Source organism: Actinoplanes sandaracinus (genome assembly GCF_030009775.1).
In the GTDB taxonomy this organism is placed as follows: Bacteria; Actinomycetota; Actinomycetes; order Mycobacteriales; family Micromonosporaceae; genus Actinoplanes; species Actinoplanes sandaracinus.
Genome location: NZ_JASCTH010000032.1, coordinates 24,541 through 45,867, shown reverse-complemented (window position 1 = coordinate 45,867; position 21,327 = coordinate 24,541). Strand labels below are relative to the sequence as shown.

Annotated in this window: 23 protein-coding genes; 18 read left to right on the top strand and 5 right to left on the bottom strand. The window is 68.9% G+C overall.

Features of this window, described 5'->3' with window-relative positions; translation table 11 throughout:
* Positions 1 to 10 precede the first annotated feature (10 nt).
* The 8 genes from QLQ12_RS37495 to QLQ12_RS37460 all read left to right on the top strand — a co-directional run bounded on the left by QLQ12_RS37495 (position 11) and on the right by QLQ12_RS37460 (position 7,168).
* Entirely contained in the window at positions 11 to 961 is a 951-nt protein-coding gene (locus tag QLQ12_RS37495; RefSeq protein ID WP_282765667.1) for a GlgC family sugar phosphate nucleotidyltransferase, read from the top strand.
* Complete coding sequence (locus QLQ12_RS37490; protein ID WP_282765666.1) at positions 958 to 1,731, top strand: class I SAM-dependent methyltransferase; 774 nt, start codon at positions 958 to 960, stop codon at positions 1,729 to 1,731. Before QLQ12_RS37495 ends, QLQ12_RS37490 begins: the two co-directional genes overlap by 4 nt.
* A gap of 90 nt (positions 1,732 to 1,821) precedes the next feature.
* Entirely contained in the window at positions 1,822 to 2,442 is a 621-nt protein-coding gene (locus tag QLQ12_RS37485) for a TetR/AcrR family transcriptional regulator (protein WP_282765664.1), read from the top strand.
* A 1,158-nt stretch (positions 2,443 to 3,600) separates the two neighbouring features.
* Positions 3,601 to 4,377, top strand: a complete 777-nt coding sequence (locus QLQ12_RS37480) for a hypothetical protein (RefSeq protein WP_282765663.1) — start codon at positions 3,601 to 3,603, stop codon at positions 4,375 to 4,377.
* Positions 4,298 to 4,990: a hypothetical protein gene (locus QLQ12_RS37475; protein WP_282765662.1), complete on the top strand. Its 693-nt coding sequence runs from the start codon at positions 4,298 to 4,300 to the stop codon at positions 4,988 to 4,990. Before QLQ12_RS37480 ends, QLQ12_RS37475 begins: the two co-directional genes overlap by 80 nt.
* Positions 4,991 to 5,332: 342 nt before the next feature.
* Entirely contained in the window at positions 5,333 to 5,473 is a 141-nt protein-coding gene (locus QLQ12_RS37470) for a hypothetical protein (RefSeq protein ID WP_282765661.1), read from the top strand.
* 48 nt (positions 5,474 to 5,521) lie between these two features.
* Entirely contained in the window at positions 5,522 to 5,740 is a 219-nt protein-coding gene (locus tag QLQ12_RS37465; protein ID WP_282765660.1) for a hypothetical protein, read from the top strand.
* Between the two features lie 402 nt (positions 5,741 to 6,142).
* On the top strand, positions 6,143 to 7,168 hold the full coding sequence (locus QLQ12_RS37460) for a hypothetical protein (RefSeq protein ID WP_282765659.1): 1,026 nt from the start codon (positions 6,143 to 6,145) through the stop codon (positions 7,166 to 7,168).
* Between the two features lie 112 nt (positions 7,169 to 7,280).
* Here QLQ12_RS37460 and QLQ12_RS37455 read toward each other — a convergent pair whose 3' ends face one another.
* A complete protein-coding gene (locus QLQ12_RS37455) occupies positions 7,281 to 7,943 on the bottom strand; it encodes a class I SAM-dependent DNA methyltransferase (RefSeq protein ID WP_282765658.1) in 663 nt (220 codons plus the stop codon).
* 98 nt (positions 7,944 to 8,041) lie between these two features.
* On the opposite strand from QLQ12_RS37455, the gene QLQ12_RS37450 reads away from it, so the two are divergent.
* The 6 genes from QLQ12_RS37450 to QLQ12_RS37425 all read left to right on the top strand — a co-directional run bounded on the left by QLQ12_RS37450 (position 8,042) and on the right by QLQ12_RS37425 (position 13,057).
* Positions 8,042 to 8,491, top strand: a complete 450-nt coding sequence (locus tag QLQ12_RS37450; RefSeq protein WP_282765657.1) for an MmcQ/YjbR family DNA-binding protein — start codon at positions 8,042 to 8,044, stop codon at positions 8,489 to 8,491.
* 178 nt (positions 8,492 to 8,669) lie between these two features.
* Positions 8,670 to 9,110, top strand: coding sequence for a hypothetical protein (locus tag QLQ12_RS37445; protein ID WP_282765656.1), 441 nt, complete (start codon positions 8,670 to 8,672; stop codon positions 9,108 to 9,110).
* A gap of 12 nt (positions 9,111 to 9,122) precedes the next feature.
* On the top strand, positions 9,123 to 10,124 hold the full coding sequence (locus QLQ12_RS37440) for an NBR1-Ig-like domain-containing protein (RefSeq protein WP_282765655.1): 1,002 nt from the start codon (positions 9,123 to 9,125) through the stop codon (positions 10,122 to 10,124).
* A gap of 262 nt (positions 10,125 to 10,386) precedes the next feature.
* Positions 10,387 to 11,247, top strand: coding sequence for a peptidoglycan-binding domain-containing protein (locus tag QLQ12_RS37435; protein ID WP_282765654.1), 861 nt, complete (start codon positions 10,387 to 10,389; stop codon positions 11,245 to 11,247).
* A 59-nt stretch (positions 11,248 to 11,306) separates the two neighbouring features.
* On the top strand, positions 11,307 to 12,083 hold the full coding sequence (locus tag QLQ12_RS37430; protein ID WP_282765652.1) for a peptidase inhibitor family I36 protein: 777 nt from the start codon (positions 11,307 to 11,309) through the stop codon (positions 12,081 to 12,083).
* A gap of 47 nt (positions 12,084 to 12,130) precedes the next feature.
* Entirely contained in the window at positions 12,131 to 13,057 is a 927-nt protein-coding gene (locus QLQ12_RS37425; RefSeq protein ID WP_282765651.1) for a SpoIID/LytB domain-containing protein, read from the top strand.
* A 72-nt stretch (positions 13,058 to 13,129) separates the two neighbouring features.
* Here QLQ12_RS37425 and QLQ12_RS37420 read toward each other — a convergent pair whose 3' ends face one another.
* The 4 genes from QLQ12_RS37420 to QLQ12_RS37405 form a co-directional block, all read right to left on the bottom strand.
* On the bottom strand, positions 13,130 to 13,711 hold the full coding sequence (locus QLQ12_RS37420; RefSeq protein WP_282765650.1) for an RICIN domain-containing protein: 582 nt from the start codon (positions 13,709 to 13,711) through the stop codon (positions 13,130 to 13,132).
* A 315-nt stretch (positions 13,712 to 14,026) separates the two neighbouring features.
* Positions 14,027 to 14,677: a DUF6209 family protein gene (locus tag QLQ12_RS37415; protein WP_282765649.1), complete on the bottom strand. Its 651-nt coding sequence runs from the start codon at positions 14,675 to 14,677 to the stop codon at positions 14,027 to 14,029.
* Positions 14,613 to 15,107 (bottom strand): fibronectin type III domain-containing protein, encoded by a 495-nt coding sequence (locus tag QLQ12_RS37410; protein WP_282765648.1) that lies wholly within the window; start codon positions 15,105 to 15,107, stop codon positions 14,613 to 14,615. Before QLQ12_RS37410 ends, QLQ12_RS37415 begins: the two co-directional genes overlap by 65 nt.
* A gap of 385 nt (positions 15,108 to 15,492) precedes the next feature.
* A complete protein-coding gene (locus tag QLQ12_RS37405) occupies positions 15,493 to 15,639 on the bottom strand; it encodes a hypothetical protein (protein WP_282765647.1) in 147 nt (48 codons plus the stop codon).
* A 296-nt stretch (positions 15,640 to 15,935) separates the two neighbouring features.
* On the opposite strand from QLQ12_RS37405, the gene QLQ12_RS37400 reads away from it, so the two are divergent.
* The 4 genes from QLQ12_RS37400 (at position 15,936) to QLQ12_RS37385 (ending at position 21,304) form a co-directional block, all read left to right on the top strand.
* Complete coding sequence (locus QLQ12_RS37400) at positions 15,936 to 17,921, top strand: ATP-binding protein (protein WP_282765646.1); 1,986 nt, start codon at positions 15,936 to 15,938, stop codon at positions 17,919 to 17,921.
* Positions 17,922 to 18,078: 157 nt separating this feature from the next.
* Positions 18,079 to 18,579: a hypothetical protein gene (locus QLQ12_RS37395; protein ID WP_282765645.1), complete on the top strand. Its 501-nt coding sequence runs from the start codon at positions 18,079 to 18,081 to the stop codon at positions 18,577 to 18,579.
* The gene (locus tag QLQ12_RS37390; RefSeq protein ID WP_282765644.1) at positions 18,579 to 19,946 is read left to right on the top strand and encodes a hypothetical protein; all 1,368 of its coding nucleotides are present in this window, start codon (positions 18,579 to 18,581) and stop codon (positions 19,944 to 19,946) included. Before QLQ12_RS37395 ends, QLQ12_RS37390 begins: the two co-directional genes overlap by 1 nt.
* Complete coding sequence (locus tag QLQ12_RS37385) at positions 19,943 to 21,304, top strand: VWA domain-containing protein (protein WP_282765643.1); 1,362 nt, start codon at positions 19,943 to 19,945, stop codon at positions 21,302 to 21,304. The genes QLQ12_RS37390 and QLQ12_RS37385 overlap by 4 nt, the downstream gene beginning before the upstream one ends.
* The last annotated feature ends 23 nt before the right edge of the window (positions 21,305 to 21,327 follow it).

Genomic DNA, 21,327 nt, shown 5'->3' with positions numbered 1-21,327 from the left:
GGAGCCAGTGTTGTCCGATGATTCCGTGTCGTGGACGGGGAGCCGCACGGGTCTCGCCGTACTCGTTCTGAGCGCCGGCCACGCCAGCCGGCTCGCACCGTGGTCCGGCGAACATCCGAAGACGCTGCTGCCGACCTGCGAGGGCACGTTGCTGGAGCGGCTGCTCGGCCCGATGGCTCGGCGGCGTCCGTCAGTGCATCTCGCCTGCCGGGTGCCCGCCCGGTCGACAGCGGACGACGTCATCGCCGAGGTCCACGCGGTGACGCCGCAAGCGGACGTGTTCTTCGTTGACGGCGATCCGTGGGTTCCGATCTATGCGCGTGCTCGCCGACTCAACGCACACGACGTGCTGGTGATCCTGAACGGCGACCTGGTGCTTGACCGGGAGTGGCATTCGCTCATAGCGCGAGCGATCGATCGGCGCACCGGAATCACGCTGTGCGCCGATGGCGCTGGTTCCGCAGGCCGGGAGGTGTGGGCCCAGCCTGACCTGGACGGTCGCTACTCGCCTTCGCCGACCGCTCTGACGCAGCGCGCCATCGGGGTCTCCGTCTTGGCGCCCGGGTCACTCGACAGCTTGGATCCCTGCATGGCCTTAGGCGCGGATCCGTGGTTCAACCGGATTCTTCCCGAGCTTTCACGACATGTCCCGGTACGTTTGGAGACCTCGACCGCGCCTTGGTCCGACGTCGGCTCGTGGCGCGGCCTGCTGAGCATGGAGCAGGAACTTCACGTGGGGACCTCGACCGGTTCGTGTCTGGCTGGCTCGGTCGACCACCGTGCAACGGTTCGCAATTCCCTGGTGATGGCCGGAGCCTCGGTCGAGGCAGGCGCGGCGGTGGAGGACTCGGTCGTACTACCCGGCGTGACCGTCGCCTCAGGCCAGCGGATCCGCGGGTCATTGATATCTGCCCATGAGGTTCGGCCACTGGAATTCGACGCGGTGGGAACGCACGCATGACGGACGAGAATCCCGCCGGGCGGACCGGCACTGCCGTACGTGCCGTCGGCGCGCCGGAGCTGTCGGTCTATCTCATCGCTCGGCAACTCATCCCCAGGCTGCCGGCCCATGTAGTCGCATTACCGGGACCGGTTCCGTCCGTTGTGCGCCTCACCGGTGCGATCGATGACGCAGCACTGCTGGACGCGGGCCTTACCTGGGAACGCTATCTGGATCGCCATCGCGTCATCTACGACCAGCGTAATCCCGGCAGCCGTTTACTTGCCGAGCGGTACCTCTATGAAGCGGTCGGCGATGCCTACGACCACCAGATCGACACGGCGCAGAATCGGGCCGCGATAAGCCGCATGGTTGCGCGTTTAGGGCCGGGGCGGCTGATTGACTATGGTTGCGGAACCGGAATTTCCGCCGATGTTCTTGGAGAAGACAGGTTCCTTTCGGTAGGCGTGGACATCAGTCCGACGATGCGCGCCATTGCTGAGCGGCGAGGGCTCCGTACTACGACCGTCGAGGACCTGGCGTCCGCGCCGGAGGGCTGCTTCGATGGGGCCTTCGCATGCTATGTCCTCCATCTGACCAGCTCTCATGAGCACCTGCCGCATGTCGCCCGCGCGGTACGGCGCGGCGGTCGTATCGCCGCCAACTTCCACAAGGGACGCGGGCTCGCCGAGGCCAGCGCCATCCTCGCCCAGTGGGACTACGAGATCGTGGCACGGACGCCACGGAGCCAATCTGTCCCCGCGCCCGAAGTAATTTGGAAACGCCGATGAATGGGGTCACTGGTCTCCAGCGGGAGGACCCTCGACACGAATTCGTAACGTCTTTCTCACGCTTGAAGGGCCATCTGGGACGATGTGCCGATGAACGGTCAAGGCAGGTCGAACTCAAGTCGCCGCCGCCTCGTCGAAGCCACCGCCAGGCTCCTCCGGGAACGTGGGCTGCAGGGTGTTCGGATCCGTGACGTGGCATCGTACGCTGGCATGTCGGCCGGCTCGGTTCTGTATCACTTCGCGAATACCGATGACCTTCTGTTCGCGGTGCACCAGGACGCAGTCGCCAACTACCTGGCCTCGCGGACCGCCGCGGCTCATGGCTCGCCCGATCCCCGCAGCCGCCTCATACAGTGCTTCAAAGCTGGCGTACCGATCTTCGCGGACGCGACCACCATCGAGCTTCTCTACGAGGTGCATGGGCTTGCGCGGCGTAGCCATCGCCACGCCGAGCTCCTGAGTGAACTCTGGCGAACCGAGGTGGGTCTCTATGTTGAGATTGTTCGCGACGGCATCGCCGCCGGGGTGTTCCGCACGACATCGGTCGAATCGGCCGCTCAGGCCCTGATGGCTCTCGAAGACGGGTTGGTCCTGCACCTGACAAGCCGTAACGAGATGATTGACAGCGCTCGCGCGATGCAGACATTCCAGTCAGCGGCCGCCGAGATCCTGCATTGTCCACCATTGGCCGGGAACAGCCGAATCGGCTAGCCGCATCCTCTCAGCGGAATATTTATTACGGGTATCACGAATTCCCCTGAAGAGAATGTGATGTGGCCAAATTCCAGTATCAGCATGACAGTAAGCTCGTATGAGAGGATTGTTAACCTTGCGTTCGTTTGCTGTTCGAGCTCTCCAAATTGCGTCACTGGGCCTTGCCGTTTCTGTGTTCTCACTCACGGCGGCGACCCCTGCCAACGCGGCAGGGGTTGTCTATGGCGGCACTTTCTCCACGCTACAGGAATGTGATGACCGAGGTGCTGACCGTACCTATGGTCAGCATCTTTACGGAGCATTCGACTGCCGACAGGACGGTCCTACTACCTGGACTCTGCTCCTCCACCCTTGGCCTCGATGACGGCGTGCGTCCTGCGACGTTAAGGAGACGTCCGGCTGTGTTAAGCCCCTGAACCCCGGGTGAGGCCGGATCCTTCCGGTCGGCCTCACCCGGGTTTGTAAGAGTGGCGCTCCGGGGGTAGTCGGAACTCCGTTTGTGTGATCTTGGCTTCCCGGTCCGCGGGGAGCGCGTTGGGAGCATGGGTGCTGGCTCGACAAGGTCGTTGGGCTTGGCTGAGGTGATGGCGGCCGGGGGGAGCAGCTTGCTCCTCGCCGGCCATGGTGTTCGCACTGTTCAGAGGCGGTATTCAGCGATGGTGGGGAGCACCGCCACGATGAAATCGGGTTGTTCGGTGTAGGTGATGCGGCGCTGCTCCCAAAACTGGCGAACGGGCAGGGAGCAGGCGGGGTTGAAATCGGCAGCTTCAGACAGCGCCGAACGGCGTTCAGCGATGTCGGGGAACGGCGGCTGAGCAGGTCGGCTCTGTGTTTTTGCTGGTCAGTCGCTTATTCGGACTACGTTCACACCGGAGAGGTCACTGGTTCGATCCCAGTATCGCCCACATAGCCTTTTACCTGCAAAAACACCCGCTGTCATGATCCATGACAGCGGGTGTTTTGTCATGGTTTTGGGAGTAGTAGTGGAGCAGGCGGGGTTGGCTGGGGCTGACCTCTCCTGAGATTGATTTGTGCTGCTCCCAACGTGAACACCACTATGTCGCGAACGTGGTCATCGTTCAGATTCGGGGGCGGCGGTGTCCTCCCAGCGTTTCTGCAGGCCGTCGACGAGTCGCTGTTCGACGATGGGCTGACGTGGCTGTAGATCCCGCGGACTCCGGGTTGTTGTTCACGACCGATCGCTACGGCAATGAGGTGGTCGCGCCGAGCGAGGTCACGTGCGGCATGAATTCGATCATGCAGCACGTCGAAGACTGGGCGCACGCTGAAGGCAGTGCGGTTCTCGGCAAACTGCCGCAGTTCGACCGGCATGATCAGCACGCGATCGAGGGCGCGCAGCAGGCGCTTCTCGCGATCGGCAGCACCCTGGGCCTGAAGTCCGCCGCCAACTCTGACGGAGGCTTCACACTCGCGAGCAACACCGACCTGATCCAGAAGGTTGCCAAGCTCGTCGGCGAGGACGGCCAGAATGCGGGCTGGTATCAGGACTGGACCGGATGGGCCGCCGACTACCTCAAAGGCGGCTTCTTCGCCTCGATCGCTCCGACCTTTCTCCACCAGGCCGGGATCGTCGCGTGGATCCACAACCTCTACAGCGCCAGAGGCAGCGTCATCCAGGAGATGCGTGCCGGCTCGCTGAAGATCCTCAGCGACGCCGGTAAGGCGCTCGATGCGACCAAGAAGGTCACCACCGACCTCAACCCGGTATGGCAGACCTGCCAGGGGATGGGCACGGCGCTCAGCATCGCCGGCGGCTGGAACCCGGTCGTGGGGGCTGTTGGTGCCGAGTGTCCAGCTCATCGGCATCCTCGGGCAGAACTTCGCACCGAAGATGAAGAGCACCGCGTACGCCCACGACGTCGAGGCGGTGATGACCGCTCTCTGGGGCCATCTCGACGAGCAGGCCGATGACCTGTTCTCTCGGGAGAAGGACTACAACAACGGCATGCACAGCCTCCGCGACGCCGTCTTCGGGCTGCACAGCTTCAACCTGGAGTTGTACGACCTGGCCGAGAACAGCGCCACCGGCGATCCCGGCAGCAGCAAACAGTTCCACATCGCCGTCGACGCCGTCCTCGAGCTCGCCGACACCTGCTACGAATGCGCGGAGATCTACGAGGTTCAGCTCATCCCGAAGATTGCCGCCGTCCAGGCGGCCGACGCCTCGCTGGCCACGGCGGACGGTTCCGTTGGCATGGCCGACCCGAAGGTGAAGGCCATGGTCGTGGAGTACGGCGAGTATCTGAGGACCGCATGCGGACGCCTCTATCTCGCGGGCGAGCAGATCAAGGCGGCGGCGCAGGCCTACGCGGCGACCGACGCGCAGGCCGGGGCGGCTTTCCACGCCGTCATGGAAGACTGGGACGAGCCCCCCGCTCCGAGCCAGGCCCGTGACTGGGCCGGGGACACCGACCGCAGCGGCTGGCAGGTGCACACTCCGGGTGCGCCCTCATATGTCAACGACACGACCCCGGGCGACAACGACACGAACGGTCCGGACTACACAACGGAGGCGACCCGATGATGAGACGAGTAGTGGCCGGCGTCGCTGTCGCGCTTCTGCCGGCGGGCTGCGAATCTTCAGCCGAACCCGGCCCCGGCGAGTCGATGCCGCCGGCTCAGTCGCCACTCCCGGCAGCGTCCCCTGTCCAGCGGGCCACGGAGGTCGAACTTGGTGCGGTCTGCGACGCGCTGGACAAGACGCTGACGTTTCCGGGCGACGGGGCCGTCCCATATGCTGCGACGTTCAAATATGTGGAATTCGGAACCAATACACCGATGTGCGCCGTCGAGCCGAAAGGCGAGTACTACGAGGTGGCCACCAAGGCGCCGGTCTTCGGCCTACGACTTCCGTTTCGAGGCCGTCATGGGCGACAACATCTCGGTGAACGCCCGGTTCGACTACATGACTACGGACGTGAGCGGCGACAAGAAGCCGCAGTACCGAGCGCAGGCGATTGAGGCGTTTAAAGCTTCGATGGAAGTCATCGCAGCCGGGCTCACGTAGTGATCCTCAGCAGTAGGCGATCCTGCCGGTGGTGATCGAGCGGCAACCGTGCCGCACCTGCTCGCCGACCTCGCAGAACAGTTGCTCTCGGCGGCACACGACGCCTACACCGGCGGACTCAACACCATCGGCGTCGTCTGCGCGGCACTCATCGCTGGCACGGCCGTCCTCGCCGCAACCTCGCTACGCACGACGGGTCCTGCCAGCCATCCACAGAACGGTCCGGCAGAAGCCGCCAGGAACACCAGCACCCCGACGCGCGCTTGACGCTGACGGTCCGGCCGCGCCCGCACCGCTCAGCACGCCCAACGTGGGCGAGTCGTGCACCACCTCAATGGACGCGACACGCGACGGTCCATCCGGGCTGGCCGCTACGTCGTGATCGACGACAACGGACTCAACCTCTGTTACCGCCCTCGGATCCGTCCCGCGGACCGATCGCTTCACGGCGCGGAGGTAGGCCGACGGTTTACCTCCGCGTCCAACCGCGGGTGGACGCGGGAATCCGGAACTCTCGATACGTTGGGGACGTACCGGCGAACACGCCCGATGGACTCCGACTGATGAGACCGCGCCGCCTGATGGCTGCCGAGGCGGATTCGCTGGTGGTGAGACCGGTCAGGTGGCGCCCACGGCCGCACGGACCTTGGATGACGAGGTGATGCGCAGGTGTCGCGGTTGCACGAGCAGCGGATGAAGGACGCGGTACGGCACGCGTGGACGATCCGGCTGACCCTTCTCGCCCTGATCTTCATAGCTGCCTGGACGACGCTGCACGGCCGGGCGCCGTGGCCTGCCGGTATCGCCCTGCTGATCACGGTCGTCAGCCTGTTCCCACTGATGCTCGTGCCGCCGCCGGGCACCCGGATGGGCATGCGCTACTGGATCGCCGCCGATGGCGCCGCCGATGGCGCCGTCGACGGGGAGATGTCGTTGAAATTGGCCGCCGCGTGTGGGGCCGCCGGCGATCACGCCGAACAGATCTCGATTCTGTGGTCGCTCGCCGAGCGTCGTGACCCGGAGGCCTATCGGCTGCTGCTGGAGGTGCTGGCCGAGCACGGGAAGCCGGGCGACGTGGCGGCCCTGCGGAGATCCTGCGTCGAAGGGTTGAGCAAGGATCATCCGCTGTTCACACCATGGCCGGGCATCGACGGCCCGGGACTGCTGGGCGCGGCCCAGCAGCGGCGGCACCTCGACCCAGGGGACATCTCCGCCCTGCGTGATGTCGCCGTGCTGCTCGACGCGATGGGAGCGCCGGACCCGGCGGTGTGGCGGCAGCTGATCGACGCCGGCATAGGCGGATTCCACCTGCCCCTGGCACGGCACCTGGCGGCGAGCGGCCGGATCGACGAGGCCGCCGAAGTGATGCGGGTCGGTCCGAACGGCAAGCTTCCACGCTTCGAGGAGGCAGCCGAGTTCCTGCGGGAGCACGGGCTGGCACAGCAACTGGAGGAGCAGGCCAGGACGGCGTGGAGCCGGTACGGCGACCAGGGGGCGTTGCGGGCGCTCCGAGAACTGCTCACCGAGCAGGGCAGGCTCGACGAGCTCGCTCAGCTGCCCGAACCGAGGCCTCCAGCGTCTCGAAGCGGTGGGCAGAGGGTCGCTTGGCCGGGCGCCGGATCGACCACCGCAGACCTCGGAAGCAGCGGTTACAGCGGTTACAGCGGGTACAGCGGCGGCTACGGCGGATGCTGAGCCGACCGCGAACGGCTGCACCAACAAGGAAGGCAGGTGAGCGATGGTGACCCTGGATGAGGCACGTGCGGAAGCCGAGCGCTTTCTTGATCTCCAGGTGCGCCCGTGACCGTCACGCGCGCGGGTCGTCCGAGCGAAGCCCGGTCTTGCGGACCAGCATGTAGCCGTAGGGAGGACTGCCTTCCTCGGGTGGGACGCTGCCCTGGAACACCAGGGCGAACCCGGCGGCGGCGAAGCGTTCCTCCATCTCCGCGGCCGAGAGCCAGTACCGATCGAAGTCGACCCCGAGATCGGTGCTGAGCCCGTTGCGCCGCAGGGTGCCGTCGCCGTGTTTGAAGGCCGTCACCAGGTATCCGCCCGGCCTCACGACCCGGGCGAGTTCGGTGAACGCGCGTGCCCGGGCGTCCGGCGCCAGGTAGATCAACGAGAACCAGCACACCACCCCGGCCAGCGAGACGTCCTCCAACGGCAACTCGCGGAGGTCGGCGACCTCGTACGCGAAGCCCGGGTGGTCCCGCCGCGCCACCTCGATCATCTTGGGGGAGAGATCCACCCCGCGCGGCGACAGACCCCGGCCCGCGAGGTACGGGAGAAGTCGTCCCGTGCCGCAGCCCACGTCCGCGACCTCCGTCCCGACGGCCAGGGTCATCTCGGCGAACAGGTCGAGCATCGCCCGCTCGACCGGCATGCTGTCGAGCACCCCGACCAGGTTCTTCGCGTACCACTGCGAGAGCACGTCGTGCGCGTCCCGCAGTTCCTCGGTCCTGGCGTCCATATCCCGCCACCCTTCGCCGTCGAAACCGTTGTGGCGGCGAACCTACCGCCGGCCGTCCGAGGGAGAACACGTGAGGGACCATCCGGTACTGTCGGCCCATGTCCGCCCCTGGAGACGTGCGGCCGGAGATCCTGGACCGGCTGCGGCCCATCTGCCGAGGGCTGCCGGAGGCATATGAGGAGCCGGCCTGGATCGGCGTCCGCTGGCGGATCCGTAAGCGGACGATCGCCCATGTCTACACGGCGGACCCCACGCGGAGTCTGTACTACCCTCGGCATCCGAGCGCCGGTGAGCCGCCGACCGTGATGACATTTCGGGTCCCCGCCGAGGACCTGCTCGGCCTGACCGGTAACGGCTTTCCGTTCTTCCGCGCGGGCTGGGGCGGCAACGTCGCCGGCGTCGTCCTCGGCGACCACACCGACTGGACCGAGATCGCCGAGCTCCTCACCGACAGCTATGGCGAAATGGCCCCGAAGTTTCTCGCCGCCCGGCTCGCCGAGACGGCGCGCCTTTCACGGCCGGACGCGGCGCAAGCTCAGGTGTCGTAACGGGCTTCCCCGGGTGGGCCGAATCCCGCTGGTAGCGGTGCCGGCCGTCCGTCGCGCCGACCGATTCACGCACTGGTACGGGGAAGTGTGGAGATCGTTGACAATGCTCTCGGTGGTGTCCGTCGGGATCAGACTCTCCTCCGGGCCCGCCATCGCCATGGTGTGAGGGATCCGCGGCGTGGTCGATCACGCGGATCGCGGCGATGGCCGCCACAACCCGTGGCGGCCATCGTCGTCTCCGGCGCGGTTCCCGCGCCTCGTGCGGCTGGTCGCACGGCATCATCGGCGGTACGGCGATCAGCTGAACCGCCGTGCCCGGACCGTCGAGAGCGGCGGTCGGCAGCGCTCTTCGGTCTTCGCCTGTCCCACGCCGGAGATCGTGCCGATGGCCCGGGTGCACTGTGACAGCGTGTTGGCGCCCAAGGGCCAGATCTCCGTGCCGCTCGTGCACTGCGGGTCGTGCATCGTGCCCGTGGTCACGACCGCGGTGCAGACCGGGTACGAGCCGTGGCTGGCCCGGAACTGGTCCCACACGTACGGCGCTGCACACATTGATGGCCTCCGAGTGCTGTTCGATACCCTCTTACACGCTCTGACAACGCCTGACGACGGCGTCTGAGGTGGGGGATGGATGGAAGACCAGCGTGCTGGCAGTGAGTCGATTCAGGACGGTACGGCCGCCGAAAGATTCGCCGAACAGTTGCGGACGCTGCGGGCGGCGGTAGGCAACCCGTCGTTCCGGAAGCTGGCGGGGCGATCGGGCCGGATCTCACATACGACGTTGCACGAGGCCGCGGCCGGGACCAGATTCCCCTCCTGGGAGACCACCCGTGAGTTCGTCCGGGCCTGCGACGCGGACGAGGCCCAGTGGCGGCGCCGATGGGAGGACGCGCAGCGCCCGGTGACGGTCAGCGCCGTCCCGCAGAGCGAGTTGACGCCGGGCATCATCGATTTCCCGGCCGCGGCCCACACGGCGAACACTGTGGACACGCCCGTGGACGCTCCGGCGGCCGGTGAGTCTGCCGCGTCGAGCAGTGACTCGTCTTCGGAACTCGTGCCGGCGGGTCCGGACGCGCTGCGCGCCGAAGTGGATCCGAAGGCGCCGGCGGTGGGCGACGTCACGAGTGTGCGACGTCAGCGGTTGCCGTGGTTCATCGCCGCGGCCGCGGTAATGATGATGGTCGCCGTCGTGGGCGTCACGGTCCGCAACCGGTGGGCTTCGGAAAGCGCCGGCCCTGTGGCGGCGCCGTCATCGGCGGCGTTCTCGGACGCGCTGATTCCCGGGGACGCGAGCAAGTTCGTCTCCGACATCACCTACCCCGACGGTTCGCCGGTTCGGGTGAACTCCGAGTTCGACAAGGTGTGGGCGATCGCGAACGTGGGAACCGTCGCCTGGCACAAACGCTATCTGGCGCCGATGAACCACGCCGGTGACGAAGACGATTGCAAGGTGCCGGACCGGGTGGAGATCGGCGACACGCCGCCCGGCGAGCAGGTGATGATCCGTGTCCGGGTCACCGCGCCGAGCCGTCCCGGGAAGTGCTGGGTCAGCTGGAAGATGGTCGACGAGCATGGACAGCCCTACTTCCCCAGCCGCCGGCCGGTGTACTTCTTGGTCAACGTCACCCCCTGAGCACGCCCGGCGGTAGCCACGGCCGGCCCGCCGGACCGCCGCCGGCGAACGATTTCCCCGCCCTGATCGTCTCGGCCGATGTCAGGGCGGGGACGCTCGATGTCATTCCCCGGCGCCGTCCAAGCTGACAACACCACATCCATCGAGGTCCGTGACGGTCTTACGGATCTGACAGGACAACGGGGGTACCGAACAGCAGGTCCTTTCTCGCAGGGTGATGTCCGTTCCCAACGTGACTCACCACCTACGAGGAGGATCGACCATGCGCCGTCCACGGTTAGCCGTCGGGCTCGCCGCGCTCTGCATGGCCGTCGGCGTCCCGGCCCCAGCGGGGGCCGCGACATCCGACACCACGACGCAGAGCGTCACCACGGCCGCGCGGCCTGTCGTGGACATGGAGGCCACCGTCCTGGCCGCCCAGATCGACCCCCGCCGTGCCGACGACACCCTGACTCCGGGCGCGAAGAGCTCGGTGCTCGCCGTCGAGCAGGCGCTCCAGGCCAAGAACCTGCTGGACGCGCAGTGGGTCGACGGCTACTTCGGCACCACCACCGTCACGGCGTACGCGGCCTACCAGCGCTCGCTCGGATACACCGGCCTGGCCGCGAACGGGCTCCCCGGCACCACGTCGCTGACGAAGCTCGGACTCAACCGGTACACCGTCAGCAAGACGATCAGCCCGGGCGCGAAGGTCCAGCGTGACGGATTCGTCGTCAACGCCCGTACCCAGGCGATGCTTGCCGAGGCCCAGCGTCTGCTCGGTTCCGCCCTGGTGGTCGAGCAGGGCTCGTACAACCCCGGGGGCGACCCGACCTCGGCTGGTACGCACGACGGCGGCGGCGTGGTGGACATCGCGGTCGCCGGCCTGACCGCGGCCAAGCGCACCGCCGCCGTCCGGGCTCTGCGGCAGGTCGGCTTCGCCGCCTGGCTCCGGAGCCCGAGCCAGGGTGACTGGCCGTGGCACATCCACGCCGTGGCGATCAACGACACGGACCTCTCCGTCCAGGCGCAGCACCAGTCCGGCGACTACTACCTCGGCTTGAACGGCCTGGCCAACCGCGGCCCGGACGACGGTCCCCGGATCCCGATCAAGACCTGGGAGCAGTACCAGCGCGCGCAGTGACCCGCACCCGAAACCGTACCGAACCCCCTTTCATCGCTCCCTGTCCACGAGAGGACACCATGAACATCCGCAAGAGCCTTGCCGTCGTCGGCGCAGCGCTCGCCATGACCACTTCACTCCTGAGCGTCGGCTCCCCGGCGTCGGCGGCGGTCCGGGACGGCGACTGCGACAGTGGCGAGTTCTGCTTCTACTACAACAGCGGCCAGGCCGGCTCCATCTCGGACTTCGACGACTCGATCGACGACTACGGCGCGACCCAGCCGTCCTGCTACGAGTTCAAGGGCGAGGGCAACGGCAAGGGCGTGTGCGTGAAGAACAACGCCGCGTCGGTGTGGAACCGCACCGGCAAGACCGTGAAGGTCTACTTCAACAGCAACTTCGGCGGAGCGAGCCAGTCGTTCGCGAACGGTGCGAAGGCCAACCTCAACGCCACGCTGAAGAACAACAACGCTTCGCACGACATCGGCGGCAGCACCAGCTTCCCGGCCGACCCGCGCGCGTCCGAGGCCGTCGCGTTCGCGCGGGCACGGCTCGGGGCCACCGACTGGAACCGCGAGTGCGAGCTGTTCGTGGAGCGGGCGTTCGGCACCAGCGGCCGGTTCGCCACGGCGCGGACGCACTACCAGTGGCAGAAGAACAACGGGCGCATCCACACCGGCTCGGTGCCGCCCGCCGGAACGGCCGTGTTCTTCACGTCCACCGACTCGGCGGGGCACGTCATGCTCTCCATCGGCGGTAACAGCGCCATCAGCACCGGCCCGACGGTCTACCAGACCAACACCTTCCGGGACCGCGCCGACTACCTGGGCTGGGCCTACGTCCCGAGCAGCTGGTGACCCGGCATGCGCTCGCACCTTCTTCCGATCGGCGGCCACGGATGACCATGCTGAAAAGGGTTCCGGCCATGCTGGCCGTGCTGGTGGCGGCGTTCGTCGGCGTCGCGGTGGCGCCGGGCGCGGCCTACGCCGCGGACCGCGACGGGGACTGCGACAGTGGCGAGTTCTGCTACTACTACAACAGTGGCCAGGCCGGCTCCATCTCGGACTTCACCGAGTCGATGGACGACTACGGCACCACCCAGCCGTCCTGCTACGACTTCAAGGGCGAGGGCAACGGCAAGGGCGTGTGCGTGAAGAACAACGCCGCGTCGGTCTGGAACCGCACCGGCAAGACCGTGAAGGTCTACTTCAACAGCAACTTCGCCGGTACGAGCCAGTCGTTCGCGGCGGGGGCGAAGGGCAACCTCAACGCCACGCTGAAGAACAACAACGCCTCGCACGAGCTGGTGAGCTCGGGCGGGCAGACGGGCTGCAGCACCGACGGCACCCACAGCAAGCCGCCGAGCACCATCCTGGTCTACCGGGCCGGTCTCGGACGGGTCGACCGAGTCGACTTCAAGACGTACGTCAAGAACGTCCTCCCGAACGAATGGGTGACGAGCTGGCCGGACGCCTCGCTGGAGGCCGGCGCCGTAGCGGTCAAGAGCTACGCCTGGTACTGGGCGCTGCACTCGACCCGGAAGACCCCCGCCGGACAGTGCTACGACGTCAAGGACAACACCGACGACCAGGTCTACCGGCCGTCGTCGGCGGTGGCGGCGACGTCCGCCGCGGTGGACAGCACCTGGTCGACCCGGATGACCCGCAACGGCAACATCCTGCGGGCGCACTACTGCGCGACCACGACCGCGTGCGGTGCCTGGGAGAACGGGAACTGGCTGTCGCAGTACGGCTCGCGTGATCTCGCGAACGCGGGCAAGAACTACCAGGCGATCCTGCGTCACTACTACAGCGGCGTGGCTCTCTCCTGACGTCACGCGCCGAACGCGCCGCCTGCCATGGATTCACGGCAGGCGGCGCGTCGTGCTGGGGCGGGCACTGGCTCAGGCCGGACCGACCTCCTCGAAGGTCCACACCTGGCTCTCGTTGCCGTCCTGGATGGCGGCCTGCCGCAGGGCGGTGCCGTCGGAGCCGGCGTCGATGACCTTGCCGGTGCCCTGGTTGTACAGCTGGAACGTGGCGAGGGCGCCGGACTGGCCGGCACGCCAGATGCCCCACTTCTGGCTCGGGGCCTCGGTGTAGGGGTTCTGGATCACCGCGGCATCGGCGGCGGCTCCGCCCCCGGCCAGGTCGAGGGCCAGCCCGCTGTGCCGGGCCACGAGCTTGTACTGGAACGGGGCGACGCAGAGGGCGCGCCACTGCTCGTTCGTCCCACCGGCGTACGTCCACTGGATGACGGGCGCGCCGGCCGCCTTCGACTTGCGGGCGACGTTCAGTGACTTGCCGGTCTTCACGTTAGTGATCTTGTAGTAGGCCGCCGGGCTGGGTCCCCGGTAACAGACGGGATCGTCCGCGACGGCGTGCGCGGGCGACGCGAGCGGCACGGCGGCGAGGCTTGCGGTGAGGGCCAGCAACGCGGTCAGGACGCGGCGCGGCAGGCGGCGGCGGGCGCTGGACGGATACATGAACTGCCTCCTATGGCGGAAGTGGCTGCTGCGGATGGCGCCGGCGACGGCGGGCCGACGGGGAAATGCTCCGGCCAGAACCCGCCGTGCATCACGGCCACCGATGTTAGCGATAACTATCCGCTTTTGGGAAGGAGGCCATATTGATCCGTACGACGCATGGTCATCGCTGCTAAAAGTTCATATTAGTCGGCAGTAATGAGTAATGTTAACGCTAATAAAATGGCTTCCTCTGGCGTGCCGCCGTGGGGCCGGTCAGGGTGGCGTCGGCATACCCCCTGGGGCGGCTGTAACCGCCGAGGTCGACGCCGCCGGTCACGCCGTCAGAAAGACGTAGTTCCGGCCGTTGTCGGAGTCGTACGCGGTGCAGCCGCTGCGCTGGCCGTGAACGCGGAACCAGATCTCCACCCGGCCCGTGGTGGGCGACAGGTCGATGTTCGTCGGCGTGGCTCGGCCGCTCGGGTCGGTCAGCGGCTCGGACCGCACGGGACCGCCGTCGAGGCGGTAGAAGACGTCGATGCTCCACGCCGGCATGCCGTTGTAGGTCTCCCGGCACTGCGGCAGGCGTGCGATGTCGTATCGCACCGTGAGGGCCCGGTTCTTGCGGACCTGCCCGGTCAACTCCTCGGACCAGTCGGCGCGGAACGAGACGAGCGCGGGCTGCTCGATGGTGTAGCGGTAGTTCGCGCCGAAGCGGGAGTCGTATTCGACGCAGCCGGTGCGGTCGCCGGCGACGAACCACAGCTCCAGGTCGCGGGCGCCGAGCGGCAGGTTCAGCGCCGCCAGGGCCTTGGCCTGCCGGCGGTTCTCGTCCAGCCGCGTGACCGGCTGCCGCTGGACCGGGCCGCCGTCGACGCGGTATTCGACACCGATACTCCAGGCGTCGCCACCGGCGTACTGGCTACGGCATCGCGGCAGCCGGTCGGCGGCGAAGTCGACCAGCACCGGCTTGTTCGCCTCCAGCACGCCTTCGACCGTGTCGTTGCGGTCGGTGGGGAAGCGCAGGCAGGGGAGCGGAGGTGACCGGCGGGGCGGAGACGACCGGGGATGCGTTGCCCGCGGCGTCCACCGCTTGCACGCCGTAGGTGTACCAGGTGCTGCCGGTCAGCGCGTGGTCGTGATAGCTGGTGGCGTCACCGGGCACCGTGGCCAACTGTTGGCCGTTGCGGTACACCCGGTAGGCGGTGACATCGTCGTCGTTCGGAGCGGTGGCCCAGTAGACGCTCAGGGGGCCGTTCCCCTCCGCGGAGACGCCGTCCGGGGCGCCGGGCGCCGTGGTGCCGGCCGCGGCGGCCGGCGTCGCGGCGGCGAGCAGGACGGCCGTGGCGGCGAGCAGAAGCACACTCGCTCGCCGGGCCACGGGGGGTGTGATGAGCGGGGTGGCGGGCTGCATCATTTCCCTTCCCGGCGGACGATGGAGCACGGGATCGCTTGCGGCGATTGCAAGTAGCCATCGAATCCTGCAACTGCTTACAGGAGTCGTCAAGCCGAACCGTCACGGAGCGCCATCAATCGATCTCTTCAAGCAATGTTGTGCTAGGCGTAGTCCCTGACCGCGGCGCTGCGAAACTCTTGATGTGGCCGCTGTCACCCAGCTCAACTCGGCTCGGAACGCGCGGTCAAGGACGGGGTCAGTCCCGCAAGGCCTTTCGCCCTCGCAGGGGCCTTCGCCGTCATCGGCGTCTCGTGCGACGCGGGCCGGGGCGAGATCGGAACGCCGCCGCGTGGTCGTCCACAGGGGAGGTATCGACCACCACGCGGCGGCGTGGGCATCAGGACGCTCAGGCGGTGATCGTGTCCCACGAGTAGCCGAGCAGCGCGAAGGCCGCTCCGAGCAGCGCCAGGTTGATCCCGCGGGTGGTGATCGGCAGCGCCGCCACGACCAGCAGAATGACGGCGATGATATAGAAAAGTCCCTGGATGGACATGTTCACTCCTTGATGTGGGGGAGAGCGGCGACGCTGTACCCCCACGGCGAGGAGCGCTAAACCACGGGCCGTGAAGACAGCTGACCTATCGCGAGATCGCCGAGCGTGCCGGCTGGTCGCACGGCGTCGTCGGAGAATATTTCGCCGGCCGGGTCCTGCCGCCGACCGATCGGTTCGACAGCCTGATCAGGATTCTCGGCGCCACGTCGGCCGAGCAGGGCGCGCTGGCCACGGCCCGGGACCGGCTCGAGGACCACCGCCGACGCGCCACCGTCCCGGCGCGGCGGGCCGAGCCGGTGCCCCACGACCTGCCGTCACCGCAGCCGATGTTCGTCGCCCGCGCGGCGGAGCTGTCGCGGATGGACGAACACCTGGCCCCCGGCCGTCCGATCGTGATCAGCGGCATGGCCGGGGTCGGCAAGACCAGCCTGGCCCTGCACTGGGCCCATCGCGTCGCCGACCGGTTCCCCGACGGTCAGCTCTACCTCAATCTGCGCGGCTTCCATCCCGGGCGCGTCATGACCACCGGCGAGGCGCTGCGTCAGCTGCTCGGATCGCTGGGCGTGCTGGGTGACCGCGTCCCGGCGGAGACGGACGCCGCGGAACGGCTGTACCGGACGACCCTGACCGGCCGGCGGGTGCTGGTCGTGCTGGACAACGTCGCCGACGCCGAGCAGGTCCGGCCGCTGCTGCCGCCCGGCGGCTGCCTGGCCGTGCTCACCAGCAGACGGGAGCTGACCGGCCTGGTCGTCGCGGAGGCCGCGCACCCGCTGCCGCTGCGCCCCCTCGACGACGAGGGGGCTCGCGCCCTGCTGGCCCAGCGTCTCGGGGCGGGCCGGATCGCCGGGGAGAGCGCCGCGGCGGGGCGCATCATCACCGCCTGCGGCGGGCTGCCGCTCGCCCTGGCCGTGGTCGCCGCCCGCAGCGCCGTCAACCCGTCGTTCTCACTGGCCGACATCGCGGCCCAGCTCGCCCGGACCGCCGGTGGGCTGGACGCGATGCACAGCGACGACGTGAGCACCGACGTTCGGGCCGCGTTCTCCTACTCGTACGACTCCCTGCCGGTGGCGGCCCGGCGGATGTTCCGGGCGCTCGGTCCGCACCCGGGTCCGGAGATCACCGAACCCGCCGCGGCGGCCCTGGCCGGGACGACACCGGCCACGGCACAGCGCGAGCTCGCCCGGCTCACCCGGGCCCAACTGCTGATCGAGCACCGGCCGGGCCGGTACGCGTTGCACGACCTGCTGCGGGCCTACGCCACCGAGCTGGGGGAGGAGCTCGACACCCCGCAGGACCGGCAGGCGGCGCAGGACCGGCTCATCGTCCACTTCGTCCACGGCGCGCACGCCGCCGGCACCGCGATCAACCCGTTCCGGGCGGCGATGGAACTGCCGGCCGGCGACCGCCCCGCCACCGTGGCCCCGTGCGACGACGAGACGACGGGACTGGCCTGGTTCGCCGCCGAGATCCGGGTACTGCTCGCCGTCTTCGAGCTCGCCGTGCGTACCGGAAGGGATCGGGAAGCCTGGCAGCTCGCCTGGGGCATGGGGGAGTTCCTCGATCGCAACGGTGACTGGCGGGAGTGGGTGACCGTGCAGACCACCGCGCTCGAAGCCGCGCGCCGGATCGGGGACCGCGGCGCTCAGGCGTTCTCCCATCGGGTCGCCGCCAACGGCTATCTCCAACTCGGCCGTCCCGATGACGCGTTCGCCCATCTGGAGCAGGCCAACGACCTGTACCTCGGGCTCGGCGACACCGCCCGGGCGGCGCACTGTCTCTATCTGACGGCCTGGGCCCGCGACCTCCAGGGCCGCGGCTCGCAGGGACTGGAATACACCGAGCGGGCGATCGCCCTGGCCCGCCGAGCCGACCATCCGGTCGTGCTCGGCTTCGCGCTGAACATGGCGGGCCACCTGCTCGCCGGGCTCGGCGAACACCGGCAGGCGCTGGAGAAATGCGCGGAGGCCCTGGAACTGCAACGCAAGGCCGAGGACAGGGTGGGGCTCTCCGCCACCCTGGACACCCTGGGCGTCGCGTTCCACGGCCTCGGCCGGTACGACCTGGCCGCCGAGCACTACCGGGAAGGCATCGAACTGCACGCCGAACTGGGCGACCACTATCACGAAGCCGACATGGCGGTACGGCTCGGCGCCACGTACCTGGCCCAGGGTGAGGTCGCCGCGGCCCGCGAGAGCTGGCAGCGGGCGCTCCGGATCCTGGATTCACTGGACCACCCCGACGCGGCCGGGGTGCGTGAGCGCCTGGCCGGCTCGCCCGGCTGACGGGCGTTCCCCTCCCCGGCCGGCTCGCCGCCGACCGTCCTGAGGATCATGCGCGGGTGTACGCGAAAAGCCCGGCCCCGTGCCACCACCTGGACCGGCGCGGTTTTGTCGTACCCGTGGGATAGAACTTCCGCACCTGGTTCTGAGGAGGTCTGTTGTGACCAGTGAGAGCGACGCCTATGAGCGGCGCAGCGCAGCGCCCGTCATAGCGCCCGTGCGGCCCCGCAAGCTGGCCAAGGTGCCGTTCGTGGAGCTGTCCGAGGGCCGTCTGCAAGGCGTGGTCTCCAGCGGGTCCGACGTCGAGCGCGTCTACGTCTCGTCCATCACCGCGGGTGACCACGGCCTGAGCTGCAACACCAACAACAACCGGCCGTGTGGTGGCCTCTCCGGCGGCACCCGGGCCTGCAACCACCTGCGCGCCCTGGCCGAGGCCGCCGTCGCGCAGTACGGCCTGGACCGCGTCGCCCGATACCTGCGGGTGACACTGCCCGACGGAGCCGGCGACCTGTGGTCCGGCCTGCACACCACGACCGCCCCCAACCGGGCCGCCGAGGTGTTCAGCGGGTTCCTGCGCCACCTCGCCTACCTCGAGGTGCCGCCCACCGCCGATCCGCTGCCCGAGCTGCAGTGGTTCCCGGCCGCCGGGGCGGTGCGCTGATGCTGGCCGACGCCCTGCGGTCCCGTCCCGCCGGCCTCGACGAGGCCCTCGCCCTGATCGACGGCCTCGACGACGCCCTGGTGCACGGCCTCGCCCGGATCGACGAGGACCGTGCCGCCGCCCTGGAGTCGTTCGCCGCCGCCTTCACCGGCTCACCACTGGCCGGCCGGGTCAGCGACTCGATCGGAAAGGTCGTCGCGGGCACGGTCACCGACGATCATGTGGCGGTGCTGGCCGGCGCCCGGTCCGCGCTCACCGGGGCCGTGCACGACGCCCTGCTCGCCGGCCTCGACGAGGCGCTCGGCCGGGTCCGTGAGCCGTGGGCCGCACCGGCCGGCCCGGCCCACTCCGGGCAGGTGCTGGCCGGCGGCCGGTCCTGGCTGCGTGAGCTGGCCATCGCCGGGTGGCGCGGGGTCGATCACGAGTTGGCGAACGGCGGCGCCCAGGTCGTGAGCGCGTTGCTCGCCGATCCGGCCGGCCGCCGCCTCGCCGTGCTGCTCGACGGGTTCTCCGCCGAGCTGCGCTGCGCCGCCCCGGTCGCGACGCTCGACCGGGTCCCGGTGCGCCGCTGGGCCGACCTCTGGTCGCGGGCGGTGCTGCTCTCCCAGGAGACCTTTCCCGCTCACGAGGCCGCCCCGGCCGACGGCCGGTTCCTGCTGCTCGGCGTCGACCTGCACGAGCACCCCACGGTCTTCCGGGCCCAGGCGCACGGGCTCCTGGAGTCGCCCGGTGGGGGAGTGCGCCTGGTTCGCACGAGCGTGGCCGCGGCCAAGGTCGACACGATCAGCGGCCCGTCCGCCTGGCGGATGCTGTCCGCGTTCCCGGTGTTCCGGGCCGCGCTGGCCGGGCAGCGGGTGGTGGAGCTGTCCGGCATGCCGCTCACCCCGGGCGGCGACCTGCTCTGGGACGAGTCGCGGGCGGCGGTCGGCGAGCCGGCCGACCCGTTCGCGGCGGCCCGGGTCCGGCTCGGTGGAGTGTCCGCTCCGGCGGTGGCCCCGCTCGACCGCCATCCGGCCGCGATCGCCGAGCCGGTCCTGCTGGAGGGCTACACGGCCGGGGAAGGCTCGTTCGACCTGGGCGGCGTGACCCTCGCCGTCGACTCCGATCGGCTCCCCGAGGCCGGGCCGCTGACCCCGGCCCTGGTCGCCGCGTCCACCGCCTGCCTGGGGCTGCTCCGCTGGGACGGCGGCCGCTGGGCGGTGCAGCCGCTCGCCGTGCAGGCCACGGTCCGGAAGAAGCCGGTCACCGTGCACACGGCCGACTGGGCTCTCGGCCCCACCGAGGCCAAGGCGGCCAAGGCCGAGGCCACCGCCGGCACCGCCGTCGAGGTGCTGCGGGAACGCGCGGGAAGGCTGCTGCGGCGATGACCACTGACCCGATCAGCCCGGCGGAAGCGGCGGATTCCACCGCCACCGCCACCGCCACCGCGGAGCACCGGCGGCAGGCGCTCTACTGGCGTCTTCTGGCCCGGCTCTTCGATCCCGAGGAGCAGGCGGCGCTGGAGTCCGCGAGCGTCGCCGTCGTCGACGACCTGGGCCTGCCCGCGGCTCTGCTCGACCCGTCGGTCTCGGTCGACAACGTGGTGCAGCGGTTCCCGCATCTGGAAGCCGAGTTCGACGGCCTGATGGCGCCCACCGGTGACGACCGTGACGGTGAGGTGCGCCGGGCCGCGCTGGTCTCCAAGGTGCTGCTCAACGTCTTCGGCACCGGCTCCGGCAACGTGACCGCCGGTCAGCTCGCCGGCTGGCAGGCCGACGCGGCCTGGTTCGAGCGGGCGCTCGGCTGTGAGCCCGGGCGGCTGCGCGGCCGTGCCGCCGACGCCGGGGAACACGCCGGCCTCGGCCCGGTGCTCGCCGGCATCGAGGGCGACCTGGTCAAGCGGATGGAGCTGCGCGAGGTGCTGGCCGACCCCCGGCTCGCCAAGCAGCTCACCCCGAGCATGTCGCTGATCGAGCAGCTCCTGCGGGACAAACGCAACCTCGACGGGGTCGCCCTGGCCAACGCCAAGGCTCTGATCAAGCGCTTCGTCGACGAGGTGGCCGAGGTGCTGCGCACCCAGGTGGCCCAGGCCAGCGCCGGCACGGTGGACCGGTCGATCCCGCCGAAACGGGTGTTCCGCAACCTCGATCTCGACCGCACCATCTGGAAGAACCTGCCGAACTGGAACCCGGAGGACGAGCGCCTCTACGTCGACCGGCTGTTCTACCGGCAGACCGCCAAGCGGGTCACACCGGCCCGGCTGATCGTGGTGGTCGACCAGTCCGGGTCGATGGTCGACTCGATGGTCAACTGCACGATCCTCGCCTCGATCTTCGCGGGACTGCCCAAGGTGGACGTGCACCTGATCGCCTACGACACCCGGGCCCTGGACCTCACCCCCTGGGTGCACGACCCGTTCGAGGTCTTGCTCCGCACCGACCTCGGCGGTGGGAACGACGGGCCGGTCGCGATGGCGATGGCCCGCCCGAAGATCACCGATCCCCGCAACACGGTGATGGTGTGGATCTCCGACTTCTACGAGTTCGACCGGTCCCAGCCGCTGTTCGAGGGCATCGAGGCGGTGCACCGCTCCGGGGTCCGCTTCATCCCGGTCGGCTCGGTGAACAGCTCCGGCACGCAGAACGTGAACCCGTGGTTCCGTCAGCGCTTCAAGGACCTGGGCACCCCGGTCGTCTCCGGCCGCATCCAGAAGCTCGTCGTCGAGCTCAAGAACTTCATCGCATGATCCACGACTTGTTCGCGACTGAG